Here is a 12,888-nt window from a genome sequence, read left to right as displayed (position 1 = left end):
CTCGCCAATATGTCCTGCGACGGGATCACCCTATTCCACCGAGGAAACCAAACCATGGCAGACCCGACCTATAACCGCTTCGCGACCGTGGGCCGCGCGACAGATCGGGGATACTTCGACGAAGGCCTGCGGCAGCACATGCTGCGCGTGTACAACTACATGGGTGCCGGCCTGATCCTGACGGGTCTGGTCGCCGCGCTCGTGTCGTCCAGCCCGGCCATGCTCCAGGCCATCTTCGGCACGCCGCTGAAGTGGGTGGTGATGCTGGCCCCGCTGGCCTTCGTCATGGTGCTGTCCTTCGGCATCCAGCGCCTGTCCTTCGCATCCGCCCAGTTGATCTTCTGGGCCTATTGCGGTGCCATGGGCCTGTCGATGTCGGCCATCTTCCTGGTCTTCACCGGGGCGTCGATCGCGCTGACCTTCTTCGTCACCGCCGCCACCTTCCTGGCGATGAGCCTGTACGGCTACACCACGAAGGCCGACCTGTCGAAGATGGGCTCGTTCCTGATCATGGGCGTCATCGGTCTGGTGATCGCCGGCCTGGCGAACATCTTCTTCCAGTCGCCGGCCCTGCACTTCGCGATCTCCGCCATCGGCGTGCTGATCTTCACCGGCCTGACCGCCTATGACACCCAGGCGATCAAGGAAAGCTACGCCGAGGGCTACGATCACGAGAGCACCGGCAAGCTGGCCCTAATGGGCGCCCTGACGCTGTACCTGGACTTCATCAACCTGTTCCAGTTCCTGCTGCAGTTCCTGGGCCAGCGCAACAACGACTGATCCTCAAGACGCCTGATCGGACAAGCATCGGATCACGCAGCCGCCGCCCGGAAGCACCCGCTTCCGGGCGGTTTTCTTTTGGTCAGGTCTCCACGGTCACCGGGTCGCCGACCGCCAGTCCCAGCGCCCGGTCGGCCCGCCCGCGGTTGACGGCGATCTCCGCCAGCCCGTTGGAGTTCTCGTACCACAGCGGCTGCCCCGGTCCGACGGCTCCGAAGGTGCGGGCACGGGTGACGCGGTTGCCGGCGGCGGACAGCACCGCGTCGGCGGGCAGGGTGGCGGCGCGCATACCGGTCATGGCGTTGCCGTAGACGTCGACATAGACGATGCGCGGCAGTTCGTCCGGCCAGTCGGGACGGTCGATGGCGGTGGGGGCGAGCGTGCTGCGCGCGATGCTGCGGCCGGTGGCGAGGCCGGCGGCGACGGGAGCGAACAGGTCGCGGCCATGGAAGCTGGCGGACAGCCGGTCCGGGATCCAGTCGATGGTCCAGGCGTTTAGCGACGTTGCGCGGCGGGCGAACAGGGCGAACAGGCCGTTGTCCGGGCCGACGAACCAACGCCCATCTGCCTCGACCATCACCGGCCGGCGGTCGGTGCCGACACCGGGATCGACGACGCAGAGGAAGACGCTGCCGGCGGGAAAGGCCGGGGCGTAGGCGGCCAGCAGATAGGCGGACAGCTGCGGGTCGAAGGCGGGGGCGTCGGCGAACAGGTCGATGACCGGGACGGTGGGCGCCTGTTGCGCCAACACCGCCTTCATCTGGCCGGTGTAGGGGCCGGAGAGGCCGAAGTCGGTGAAGAGCAGGATCATGGGAGCAATCTCACCAGTGCCGCTGCTGACTTGCCCCCACCCTAACCCTCCCCCGCTGGGCGGGGGAGGGGACAAGTGCTTAGGCAGGAGAGTACTTGTTCGGGAGAGCGGCGGCAGTCCCTCCCCCACCCAGCGGGGGAGGTTAGGTGGGGGCAATCGAAGCCAGCAATCCTCACACCGACTTCGTATCCAGTGCATAACCCGCCGACCGCACGGTGCGGATCAGGTCCAGCTCGTCCTCTTCGTTCATCGCCTTGCGCAGGCGGCGGATGTGTACGTCGACCGTACGCGGCTCGACGTACACGTCGTGGCCCCACACCAGATCGAGCAGCTGTTCGCGGGAAAAGACGCGGCCGGGATGCTGCATGAAGTGGCGCAGCAGGCGGAATTCCGTCGGTCCCAGATGTACGTCCCGGCCGTTGCGGCGTACGCGGTGGGCGGCCAGATCCATCGTCACGTCGGCGAAGGTCAGAACCTCGTCGGTCATGCCGGGAGAGGCGCGGCGCAGCACGGCGCGCATGCGGGCCACCAGCTCGGTCGGGGAGAAGGGTTTGGTGATGTAGTCGTCGGCGCCGGAATTCAGGCCGCGCACCCGGTCGCCTTCCTCGCCGCGTGCGGTCAGCATGATGATCGGGATGTCGCGGGTCTTGGCGTTGCGGCGCAGCTGGCGGCAGACCTCCAGCCCGCTCATCAGCGGCAGCATCCAGTCGAGCAGCACGATGTGCGGCGTCTGTTCGCCGGCGGCCAGCAGGGCCTCCTCGCCGTCGCTGGCGGTGGCGACGCGGAAGCCTTCCTTCTCCAGGTTGTACTTCAGCAGCGTCAGGATGTCGGCCTCGTCCTCGACGATCAGGACGAGCGGCTTCAGGGCCGCATTCATGGTGGCTCCGTTGACAGCGCGCGTCTCGACGTTAACCGGCATGGGACAGCCTTTTCAACAAAGGAGGAAAGGGGCAGGAGTAGGGCACAGTGGCGCAGGACTCAGCCGTAGCGGCCGGTGATGTAACCCTGGGTGCGCTCGTCGCGCGGGTTGGTGAAGATTTCCTCGGTGTCGTCGCACTCCACCATCTCGCCCAGATGGAAGAAGGCGGTGCGCTGCGACACGCGGGCGGCTTGCTGCATGTTGTGGGTGACGATGACGATGGTGTAGTTGGCCCGCAGCTCGTCGATCAGCTCCTCGATATGGGCGGTCGCGATGGGGTCGAGCGCCGAGCAGGGCTCGTCCATCAGGATCACCTCGGGGCTGACGGCGATGGCGCGGGCGATGCACAGCCGCTGCTGCTGGCCGCCGGACAGGCTGGTGCCGGGTTCGCGCAGGCGGTCCTTCACCTCCGCCCACAGGCCGGCACGCTTCAGCGAGGTCTGCACCACCTCGTCCAGTTCGTCGCGGCCCGACGCGAGGCCGTGGATGCGCGGGCCGTAGGCGACATTGTCGTAGATCGATTTTGGGAAGGGGTTCGGCTTCTGGAACACCATGCCGACGCGGGCGCGCAGCTGCACCGCATCGACCGCCTTGCCATAGACGTCCTCGCCGTCCAGCGCGATCCGTCCTTCGACCCGGCAGCCCTCGATGGTGTCGTTCATCCGGTTCAGGCAACGCAGGAAGGTCGATTTGCCGCAGCCGGACGGACCGATCAGCGCCAGCACCCGGTTTTCCTGGATGTCGAGATCGATGCCCTTCAACGCCTGCTTGGCGCCATAGAACACCTTCACCCCGCGGGCGGTCATCTTGGCAGGCAGCGCCGCAGCGGCTGCCCGGTTCGGTTGCCGGTCGCCACGGGGCCGCAGCTTCAGCGGGCTCGGGATGCTCATGGGGCGCTCACCACCGTCTCTCGAAAATCTTGCGCAGGATCACGGCCGCCCCGTTCAGCAGGATCAGGACGCCGAGCAGGATCAGGATCGCCGCGGAAGTGCGCTCGGTGAAGGCACGTTCCGGGCTGTCGGCCCACATGTAGATCTGGACCGGAAGCACCGTGGCGCTGTCGGTCAGCCCGTGGGGGATGTCGACGATGAAGGCGACCATGCCGATCATCAGCAACGGCGCCGTCTCGCCCAGCGCGCGAGCCATGCCGATGATGGTGCCGGTCAGGATGCCGGGCATCGCCAGCGGCAGCACATGGTGCAGCACCGTCTGCAGCGGCGAGGCGCCGATGCCCAGCGCCGCCTGACGGATCGACGACGGCACCGCCTTCAGCGCGACGCGGGACGCGATGATGATGACCGGCAGCGTCATCAGCGCCATCACCAGCCCGCCGACCAGCGGGGCGGAGCGCGGCATGCCGAAGAAGCCGAGGAACACCGCGAGACCCAGCAGGCCGAAGATGATCGACGGCACCGCGGCGAGGTTGTTGATGTTCACCTCGATCAGGTCGGTCCAGCGGTTCTTCGGCGCGAATTCCTCCAGATAGACCGCGGCGGCGATGCCGACCGGCACCGACAGCGCCATGGTCACCAGCAAGGTCAGCAGCGAGCCGACGATGGCGCCGCCGATGCCGGCCTGTTCCGGCTCGCGGCTGTCGCCGGCGGTGAACAGGGTGGTGTTGAAGCCCTGCGCCAGCGCCCCGGAGGCCAGCAGCGCATCGGTCGCCGCGACCTTGGCGTCGCTGAGGCCGCGCTCGCCTTCCGGCAGGTCGCGTCGATAGCCGCCCTTCACCAGCTGGTCGATCTGGTCGTCGGCGCGGACCCAGACGGTCTGCGTCGTCCCGACCAGCGCCGGGTCCTTGGCGACCATCGCCTCCAGTTCGTACGGCGCGCCCGACGACAGCAGGTCGTTCAGCACGCGCTTGCCGGCGCGGTCGGTCACCTGAGGGAACTGGGCGTAGAGCGCCCGGCGCAGCAGGGCGGCGTAATTGCGGTCGGCGACCTCCGCCGGGTCCAGCGTCACCTCCAGCCGGATGCGTGCCTCCAGGAAGGCACTGGCGCCCTTGGCGACGATGGAGCCCAGCAGCAGCACCAGGATCAGCGCCGCCAGCGCCACCGCCGCGGCACCGGCCAGCCGGAAGCGGCGCTCCGCGGCATGGCGGGCGCGCAGGCGGCGGGCGAAGGCTTCGCTGCGCAGGCGCGACTTCGGTGCAGTTGCGGGTGCAGGGGAGGGCGTCACGGCCGCCACGTCCTGCTCGACGAGGTCAGTCATATTTTTCCCGATAGGTCCGGACCACCCGCAGGGCGACCATGTTGAGGCAGAGCGTGACGAGGAACAGCACAAGGCCGAGGCCGAAGGCCGACAGCGTCTTCGGGCTGTCGAACTCCTGGTCGCCGACCAGCAGCGTGGCGATCTGGGTGGTGACGGTGGTGACCGCCTGCAGCGGGTTGGCGGTCAGGTTGGCGGTCAGGCCGGACGCCATTGTGACGATCATCGTCTCGCCGATGGCGCGGCTGACCGCCAGCATCACCGCGGCGACGATGCCCGGCAGCGCCGCCGGCAGCACCACCTGCCTGATCGTCTCCGATTTGGTGGCGCCGAGGCCATAGGAGCCGTCCCGCAGGCTCTGCGGCACCGCGTTGATGACGTCGTCCGACAGCGAGCTGACGAAGGGGATGATCATCACCCCCATGACGATGCCGGCCGCCAGCGCCGATTCCGAACTGACGTCCAGCCCCAGCGCCTCGCCGACCGAACGCACGAAGGGCGCCATGGTCAGCGCGGCGAAGAAGCCGTAGACCACCGTCGGGATGCCGGCCAGGATCTCCAGCGTCGGCTTCAGCCAGGTGCGAACGCCGCGCCCGGCATATTCGGACATGTAGATCGCCGCCATCAGCCCGACCGGCACCGCCACCAGCATCGCGATGACGGTGATGAGAAGCGTGCCGGCGAACAGCGGGATCGCACCGAAGGAGCCGCTGGACCCGACCTGATCGGCCCGCATCGCCATCTGCGGGCTCCAATGGGTGCCGAACAGGAAATCAAGCGGCGAGACGACGGTGAAGAAGCGCAGCGCCTCGAACAGCAGTGACAGCACGATGCCGACCGTGGTCAGGATGGCGACCAGCGAGCAGACCACCAGCGCCACCCGCACAACCCGCTCCACCGCCGGACGGGCACGCAGGTCGGGGCCGATGCGGTGACGGCCCCAGGCGAGCCCGGCGACGGCGAGGCTGGCGCCGAAGGCCAGCAGGCTCCAGTCGGCAAGGTCGCGGAGGGCGGAGTAGCGGCCGGCCGCCTCCGTCACCAGCGGATCGGCCTCACGCCCGGTGGCGATGCCGTGGGCGAGATTGAGGATGTCGGCCTTCAGCAGGGCGACCGACTGGCCATCGCCGGTGGTCAGCCGGTCGGGCAATGATGACAGCACCAGTTGCATCGCCAGCCAGCCTTCCGACGCCGTCCAGGCGACGAACAGCAGCAGCGCCGGCAGACCGGCCCACAGCGCGACATAGACGCCATGGTAGGAGGGGACCGAATGCAGCTCCGCCACCCGTCCGCCGACCGACGACGCCGCGCGCGACCGGCCGATCAGGAAGCCGATCACGGTGAGCAGGGCCAGGACCAGGGCGAGGAGGGTCAGCTGCATGCGGGTCGCTTCGACGGAAGAGGGGCAGGCGGAGAAGAGATCAGAGCTGGAGCGGGGTCAGGTTCACCGCCTCGATGCGGGCGGCATCGCGCAGCGCCTTCGGCTCCGGGATCAGGCCCTTGTCGACCAGATAGCCGTCGTCGCCCAGCGCGCGTTCCGAGGTGTATTCGCCGATGAACTCGCGGATGCCCGGAATGACGCCGGCATGGGCGTTCTTGACATAGATGTAGAGCGGGCGCGCCAGCTCGTACTTTCCGGCGGCCACCGTCTCCGCCGTCAGGTCGACCCCGTCCATCTTCGCCGCCTGCAGCGTGTCGCGGTTCTGGTCGAGATAGCTGTAGCCGAAGACGCCGAACGCGTTGGGGTTGGCGGTCAGCTTCTGGACGATCAGGTTGTCGTTCTCGCCGGCCTCGACATAGGCGCCGTCCTCGCGGATGGTCATGCAGGCGCGCTCACGGGCCTTTTCGTCGGAAACCGCCTTGGCGACTTCGGCCACCTTCCTGCAGCCTTCCAGCATCGCCAACTCGTTGAAGGTGTCGCGCGTACCGGAGGTGGGCGGCGGACCCAGCACCTCGATCGCCGCCTTGGGCAGAGACGGGTCGATGTCGGACCACAGCTTGTAAGGATTGGCGACCAGCGCGCCGTTCACCGGCACCTCCTTCGCCAGCGCCTTCCACAGCACGACGGTCGACAGCGACACCGGAGCGGCCTTCTTGGACGAGGCCAGGGCGATGCCGTCATAGCCGATCTTCAGTTCGGTGATCGTGGTGACGCCGTTGGCGGCGCACTGGTCGACCTCCGACTTCTTGATCCGGCGCGAGGCGTTGGCGATGTCGGGATGGGCCGGGCCGACGCCGGCGCAGAACAGCTTCAGCCCGCCGCCGGTGCCGGTCGATTCGATCACCGGGGTCTTGAACTTGCCGGTCTTGCCGAAGACCTCCGCCACCGCGGTGGTGAAGGGGAAGACGGTGGAGGAGCCCACCGCGCGGATCTGGTCGCGCGATTGCGCCGACGCGGGGGCGGCGGCAAGGCCGAGCGCCAAGGCCAGGGCGGTCGCGGCGAAGACATGCGTCCGGGTGGTCACGGGTGCCCCTCCTTGAGGAAACGGAGACTGGTCCATCGGAATGGCGCGGACCATAGACCGGGAGGGCGACCGAATGATTGCGTTTTTATGACACTTTCATGACGGCGTCACAGAATGATGGGTTTCTCTCACTCCCCACCCAATCCCCTCTCCCCCCTGGGGAGAGGGTTAGGGTGAGGGGGGAGCGCGGCGGTAGCTTTGGAAACGATACGCAGTGTGTCCCCCTCACCCCGGCCCTCTCCCCGGGGGGGAGAGGGAGATGCGGCCTCTCCCACCGCCGGCAGATAAACCGTGAAGGCGCTGCCCACCCCGACCTCGCTTTCGATGGTCAGGCGGCCACGGTGGCGGTTCAGGATGTGCTTGACGATGGCGAGTCCCAGCCCGGTGCCGCCCATGGCACGGGATCGCGCGGCATCGACGCGGTAGAAGCGCTCGGTCAGGCGGGGCAGATGGGTGCGGGCGATGCCGTCGCCCCGGTCGCGCACCGACACCGACACCATCGCGGTACCGCCACGCAACGCGCGCTTGTCCTTCACCGCACCGCCGGACGCGGGCAGGCCGGTGAAGCCCACCGCCGCCCCGTCGGCCAGCGCGACGGTGACGGTCACGTCGGTGTCTTCGCGCGTGTATTTGATCGCGTTGCTGACGAGGTTCTGGAAGACCTGGGTCAGCTGGTCCTCGTCGCCGACAACGGGCGGCAGTTCCTCCGGCGCTTCCAGACGCAGGCGGATGCGACGCTCTGCCGCCTTCAGTTGCAGCGCGGCGATGACGTTCTCCAGCTCCTCCACCACATCGACCCGGCCGCTGGGCGGCATATGCTCGTCCAGCTCGATGCGCGACAGCGACAGCAGGTCGTTGACCAGCCGGGTCATGCGGCTGGCCTGATCGTGCATGATCGCCAGGAAGCGGTCCTGCGCCTCCGGATCGTCACGGGCGGGGCCGCGCAGAGTCTCGATGAAGCCCAGCAACGAGGACAGCGGCGTGCGCAGCTCGTGGCTGGCGTTGGCGATGAAGTCGGCGCGCATCTGCTCCGACCGGCGGGCGGCGGTGACGTCGTGCAGGGTCAGGATCGCCATGCGGGCGACGGTGGGCGGGCGCGGTGCCGGCTCCTCCTCGATATCGCCATCCAGCAGGGACGGATCGGGTTCGGGCACCAGCCGCTGGAACGGCTTCACCTGCGCTTCGAAACTGCGCTCCACCGGAACCGGCAGCGTGAACTCGATGATGCGGGACGCACCGCCGCGCAGCACGGAGTCCACCGCCTCCAGCACCGCCGGCGTGCGCAAGGACGAAGCGAGGTCGCGGTCGACGACCTTGTCGCCGAACAGCTCCCGCGCGGTCCGGTTGGCTCGCACCACCTGCCGTTCGGCATCCATCAGCAGCAGCGGGGCGGGCAGGGCGTCGATCACCGCCTCGTCGGCATCGAGCTGCATCCGCACGCTCTCGGCCCGGCGCAGGCCGACCCGGTGCAGACGGCCGATGGTCGCGGCCAGCGCCTTCAAGGCGGGCGGCGTGCCGGCCGGGGCCAGCGGCTCGTCGGTCTCGGCCAGCCGGCCGGCGTAGTCGGTCATCGCGTCGGCATCGCTGCGGTAGGTGCGCAAGACCAGAATCGCGCCCACCAACGCCGCCGCAGCCGCGGCCAGCGCCAATCCGCCATGCAGCGCCCCGGCATGGACCGCCCAGGCCAGCACGCCCAGCAGGGGCACCAGCATCAACAGGATCGCGGTCAGCAGCGAGGTGGGCGGCGACGCCTTCAGGCGCATGGGAACGGCACCGGAGTAAAGGGTTGAGAGGGCAGGCAGCGTGACGCTCAGCCCTTCTACACCATCGTCGCGCATGCCGCGCGGCGGTCATAAAAGATTCATGACCGCAACTGTGTGGTCCTTCGTTGACTCCAATATCATGGAGCCTCATTCTATTATCATGGAAAGTGCGAAAACCGACATAGACAGCCGCCTTGCCGCCCGCCTGCGTGCCCTGCGTGCAGATCGTAGCCTGACGCTGGACGGCCTCGCCGAACGGTCGGGCGTCAGCCGCTCGATGATCTCGCTGGTGGAGCGGGGGGAAAGCAGCCCGACCGCCTCCGTGCTCGACCGGCTCGCCGCCGGGCTGGGGGTGACGCTGGCGGCCTTGTTCGCGGAAGCCGAGCGCGCCGACGCCAGCCCCGTCGCCCGCCGCGCCGACCAGATCGCCTGGGCCGACCCCGCCACCGGCTATCGCCGCCGCAATCTGTCGCCGCCGGGCTATCCGTCGCCGATCGAACTGGTGGAGGTGGAGCTGCCGCCAGGCGCCCGCGTCTCCTACGACAGCGGCAACCGCGCCGCCACGGTGGAGCAGCAGGTCTATCTGCTGGACGGCACCATCGAACTGACGGTGGGGGAGGTGACGCACCGGCTGTCCACCGGCGACTGCCTTGCCATGCGGCTCGACCGGCCGACCGGCTTCCACAACCCGACCGACCGGGCCTCCCGCTACATCGTGGCGCTGACCACCGACGGGCGCCCTGCTTTAAACGCGGTTAAACGCTGAAAGGAGCATGCGATGGACAGTGCCTGCCTGGACTCCGACCTGCGGGGTGGCCAGCGGGGTGGAGAGAGCGGCGGTGCCGCCGTGACGGTGCGCGTGCTGTCCTCTGACGAGGCTCACGCCGCCGTGCCGGGATTGACCGACGTGCTTCTGGATTGCGTGGCGGGCGGCGCGTCGGTCAGCTTCATGGCCCCGCTCGACCGCGCCACCGCGGAGGGCTTCTGGCGTCAGGTGGTGGCCGGGGTAGAGCAGGGCGAACGCGTCCTGCTGGTGGCGGAGGACGGGGAGGGCGTGCTGGGCACCGTCCAGCTGGTGATCGGCCAGCCGCCGAACCAGCCGCACCGCGCCGACCTGTCCAAGATGCTGGTCCACCGCCGCGCCCGCCGACGCGGCGTCGCCGCCGCCCTGATGCAGGCTGCCGAGGACGCTGGCCGCGCCGCCGGCAAGACCCTGCTGGTGCTGGACACCGCCTCGCCCGACGCCGAACGCCTGTACCAGCGCGCCGGCTGGGTGAAGGTCGGCGTCATCCCGAACTACGCCCTGTGGCCGCAGGGTGGGCTCTGCGACACGACGTATTTTTACAAGGCGCTGGGGTGAGGGTATTCCTTTTGACGCCCTCTCCCGTCCCGGGAGAGGGTGGGGACCCGCGCCGTAGGCGTGGGGAGGGTGATGGGTGATCCAAGCATCCCGAACCGCATGGTTCCTCGGATCACCCCTCACCCTTCCCAAGCTTCGCTTGGGCCCCTTCCCTCTCCCGGGGCGGGAGAGGGGGAGCTCCTCCGCACAGAGACGGAGGAGGGAGCACCTCACCTCACCAGGGCAGCGAGTCGTGCGCCGCCAGGGCTGCGGCGGTGACGATATCGTTGACCGAGGCGCCCATGGTGACGATCTGCGCCGGCTTGTCCAGGCCGATCAGCAGCGGGCCGATCATCTGGCCGCCGGCCATCTTGTTCAGCAGCTTGGCCGAGATGTTGGCGGAGTGCAGGCCGGGCATGATCAGCACGTTCGCCGGACCGGACAGCCGCGAGAACGGGTAGACCCGCTTCATCAGCTGGTAATCCAGCGCCACGTCGGCCGACATTTCGCCGTCATACTCGAAATCGACCCGGCGGCTGTCGAGGATCGACAGGGCTTCGCGCAGCGGATCGGTGTTCGGGTGCGGCGTCTGGCCGAAGTTGGAGAAGGACAGCATCGCGATCCGCGGCTCGTGCCCCATCTGCCGGGCCTTGGCCGCGGCACCGACGGCGATGTCGGCCAAGGTCTTGCCGTCGGGACGGACATGGACGGTGGTGTCGGCGATGAAGACGGTGCGGCTGCGGGTGATGAACAGGTGCAGGCCGAACACCGGCTCGCTCGCCTTCGAGTCGATGACGCGGCGGATTTCCTCGTACGCGACGCCGAAGCTGCGGGTCAGGCCGGTCACCATGGCGTGGGCGTCGCCCTGCGCCACCATGCAGGCGGCGAAGACGTTGCGGTCCTGGTTGACCATCCGCTGGCAGTCGCGCAGCAGGGCACCCTTGCGCTGCAAACGGCGGTAGAGGTGGTCGGCATAGCGGCGGTTGGCGTCCGACAGGCGGGCGTTGTGGATTTCGAACTGGATGTGCGGCTGGCCCATCGCCGCCAGCTGTTCCTTGATGACCTCCTCGCGGCCGATCAGAACCGGGATGCCATAGCCGTGGGCGCGGAAGGCCATGGCGGCGCGGATCGTCCGCTCCTCCTCGCCCTCGGCGAAGACGACGCGACGCGGGTTGGTCCGCACCTTCTCCAGGATCAGCTCCAGGCTGTCGGCGGTCGGATCCAGACGGGTGCGCAGGCTGTGCTTGTAGCTGGTCAGATCGAGGATCGGCTTGCGCGCCACGCCACTTTCCATCGCCGCCTGGGCGACGGCGGCCGGGACGGTGACGATCAGGCGCGGGTCGAAGGGCACCGGAATGATGTAGTCCGGGCCATAGCGCAGCCGGCGCCCGGAATAGGCGGCGTCGACCTCGTCCGGCACATCCTCGCGCGCCAGCGCCGCCAGCGCCTTGGCGGCGGCGACCTTCATCGCCTCGTTGATGGTGGTGGCGCGGACGTCCAGCGCGCCGCGGAACAGGTAGGGGAAGCCCAGGACGTTGTTGACTTGGTTCGGATAGTCGGAGCGGCCGGTCGCCACGATGGCATCGGCGCGCACCGCCTTCACATCCTCCGGCGTGATCTCCGGATCGGGGTTGGCGAGCGCGAAGATGATCGGCTTGGCCGCCATCGACTTCACCATCTCCTGGGTCATCGCCCCCTTGGCCGACAGGCCGACGAACACGTCGGAGCCGGCCACCGCCTCTTCCAGCGTGCGCTTGTCGGTGTCGACGGCGAAGGACGACTTCCACTGGTTCATGCCGTTGGTACGGCCGCGATAGACCACGCCCTTGGTGTCGCACAGGATGATGTTTTCACGTGAAACACCCATCGTGCAGAACAGCTCGGCGCAGGCGATGCCCGCAGCGCCGGCGCCGTTCACCACCATCTTCACGTCTTCGATTCGGCGGCCGGTGATGTCGCAGGCATTGATCAGGCCGGCGGCGGCGATGATCGCGGTGCCGTGCTGGTCGTCGTGGAAGACCGGGATGTCCAGCAGCTCGCGCAGCCGCTCCTCGATTATGAAGCAGTCGGGCGCCTTGATGTCTTCCAGATTGATGCCGCCGAAGCTGGGGCCGAGGAAGCGCACGCAGTTGACGAACTCGTCCACGTCGCGAGTGTCGACCTCCAGGTCGATGCCGTCGACATCGGCGAAGCGCTTGAACAGCACCGCCTTGCCTTCCATCACCGGCTTGCCGGCGAGCGCGCCCAGGTCGCCCAGACCCAGCACGGCCGTGCCGTTGGAGATGATGGCGACGATGTTCCCCTTGGCCGTGTAGTCATAGGCAAGGGACGGATCCTCGGCGATGCGCAGGCAGGGCGCGGCGACGCCGGGCGAATAGGCCAGCGCCAGATCGCGCTGGGTGGTCAGCGGCTTCGTCGGAGTGATTTCCAGCTTGCCGGGCCGGCCGCTGGAATGCAGCAGCAGGGCCTCTTCGTCGGTGACGCGCTTGGTGTCGGACATGGATGTCGTGTTCCTCAACGGAGTGCTGATGCCCGTCGGTCTTCGTTGGTGCCTTTTGTGCGGTGCGCTGCCGACGGTGGGGCCGCGATGGTATACGCCGCACGCG

At 68.3% G+C, this 12,888-nt stretch carries 11 protein-coding genes; 3 read left to right on the top strand and 8 right to left on the bottom strand.

Annotated elements, in window-relative coordinates; all coding sequences use genetic code 11:
• Positions 1 to 54 precede the first annotated feature (54 nt).
• Positions 55 to 780 (top strand): Bax inhibitor-1/YccA family protein, encoded by a 726-nt coding sequence (locus ACCD06_RS16815; protein ID WP_109152073.1) that lies wholly within the window; start codon positions 55 to 57, stop codon positions 778 to 780.
• Positions 781 to 862: 82 nt separating this feature from the next.
• Here the strand turns inward: ACCD06_RS16815 and ACCD06_RS16810 are convergent, their stop codons facing one another.
• From ACCD06_RS16810 to ACCD06_RS16780, 7 genes are all read right to left on the bottom strand, one after another.
• Positions 863 to 1,591, bottom strand: coding sequence for an S-adenosyl-l-methionine hydroxide adenosyltransferase family protein (locus ACCD06_RS16810; protein WP_413341940.1), 729 nt, complete (start codon positions 1,589 to 1,591; stop codon positions 863 to 865).
• Positions 1,592 to 1,763: 172 nt separating this feature from the next.
• Positions 1,764 to 2,468, bottom strand: a complete 705-nt coding sequence (phoB, locus tag ACCD06_RS16805) for a phosphate regulon transcriptional regulator PhoB (protein WP_083896944.1) — start codon at positions 2,466 to 2,468, stop codon at positions 1,764 to 1,766.
• 101 nt (positions 2,469 to 2,569) lie between these two features.
• On the bottom strand, positions 2,570 to 3,316 hold the full coding sequence (pstB, locus tag ACCD06_RS16800) for a phosphate ABC transporter ATP-binding protein PstB (RefSeq protein WP_244560908.1): 747 nt from the start codon (positions 3,314 to 3,316) through the stop codon (positions 2,570 to 2,572).
• A 91-nt stretch (positions 3,317 to 3,407) separates the two neighbouring features.
• Positions 3,408 to 4,721 carry a phosphate ABC transporter permease PstA gene (gene pstA / locus ACCD06_RS16795; protein WP_413341938.1) on the bottom strand — a complete coding sequence of 438 codons (1,314 nt, stop codon included), beginning with the start codon at positions 4,719 to 4,721 and terminating at the stop codon, positions 3,408 to 3,410.
• A complete protein-coding gene (gene pstC, locus ACCD06_RS16790; protein WP_413341936.1) occupies positions 4,714 to 6,096 on the bottom strand; it encodes a phosphate ABC transporter permease subunit PstC in 1,383 nt (460 codons plus the stop codon). Before pstC ends, pstA begins: the two co-directional genes overlap by 8 nt.
• 40 nt (positions 6,097 to 6,136) lie before the next feature.
• Entirely contained in the window at positions 6,137 to 7,180 is a 1,044-nt protein-coding gene (locus ACCD06_RS16785) for a PstS family phosphate ABC transporter substrate-binding protein (protein WP_413341934.1), read from the bottom strand.
• 128 nt (positions 7,181 to 7,308) lie between these two features.
• Positions 7,309 to 8,943, bottom strand: coding sequence for an ATP-binding protein (locus tag ACCD06_RS16780; RefSeq protein ID WP_413342515.1), 1,635 nt, complete (start codon positions 8,941 to 8,943; stop codon positions 7,309 to 7,311).
• A 160-nt stretch (positions 8,944 to 9,103) separates the two neighbouring features.
• On the opposite strand from ACCD06_RS16780, the gene ACCD06_RS16775 reads away from it, so the two are divergent.
• Together ACCD06_RS16775 and ACCD06_RS16770 are read left to right on the top strand one after the other, a co-directional pair.
• Positions 9,104 to 9,709, top strand: a complete 606-nt coding sequence (locus ACCD06_RS16775; RefSeq protein ID WP_413341932.1) for a helix-turn-helix domain-containing protein — start codon at positions 9,104 to 9,106, stop codon at positions 9,707 to 9,709.
• Between the two features lie 12 nt (positions 9,710 to 9,721).
• Positions 9,722 to 10,303: an N-acetyltransferase family protein gene (locus ACCD06_RS16770; RefSeq protein WP_413341929.1), complete on the top strand. Its 582-nt coding sequence runs from the start codon at positions 9,722 to 9,724 to the stop codon at positions 10,301 to 10,303.
• A 214-nt stretch (positions 10,304 to 10,517) separates the two neighbouring features.
• Here the strand turns inward: ACCD06_RS16770 and ACCD06_RS16765 are convergent, their stop codons facing one another.
• Positions 10,518 to 12,782, bottom strand: coding sequence for an NADP-dependent malic enzyme (locus ACCD06_RS16765; RefSeq protein WP_109074943.1), 2,265 nt, complete (start codon positions 12,780 to 12,782; stop codon positions 10,518 to 10,520).
• Between the last annotated feature and the right edge of the window lie 106 nt (positions 12,783 to 12,888).

Source organism: Azospirillum sp. CT11-132 (assembly GCF_047302835.1).
In the GTDB taxonomy this organism is placed as follows: domain Bacteria; phylum Pseudomonadota; class Alphaproteobacteria; order Azospirillales; family Azospirillaceae; genus Azospirillum.
The sequence above is the reverse complement of the archived record's forward strand: the minus strand, read 5'-3'. Positions and strand labels throughout refer to the sequence as shown.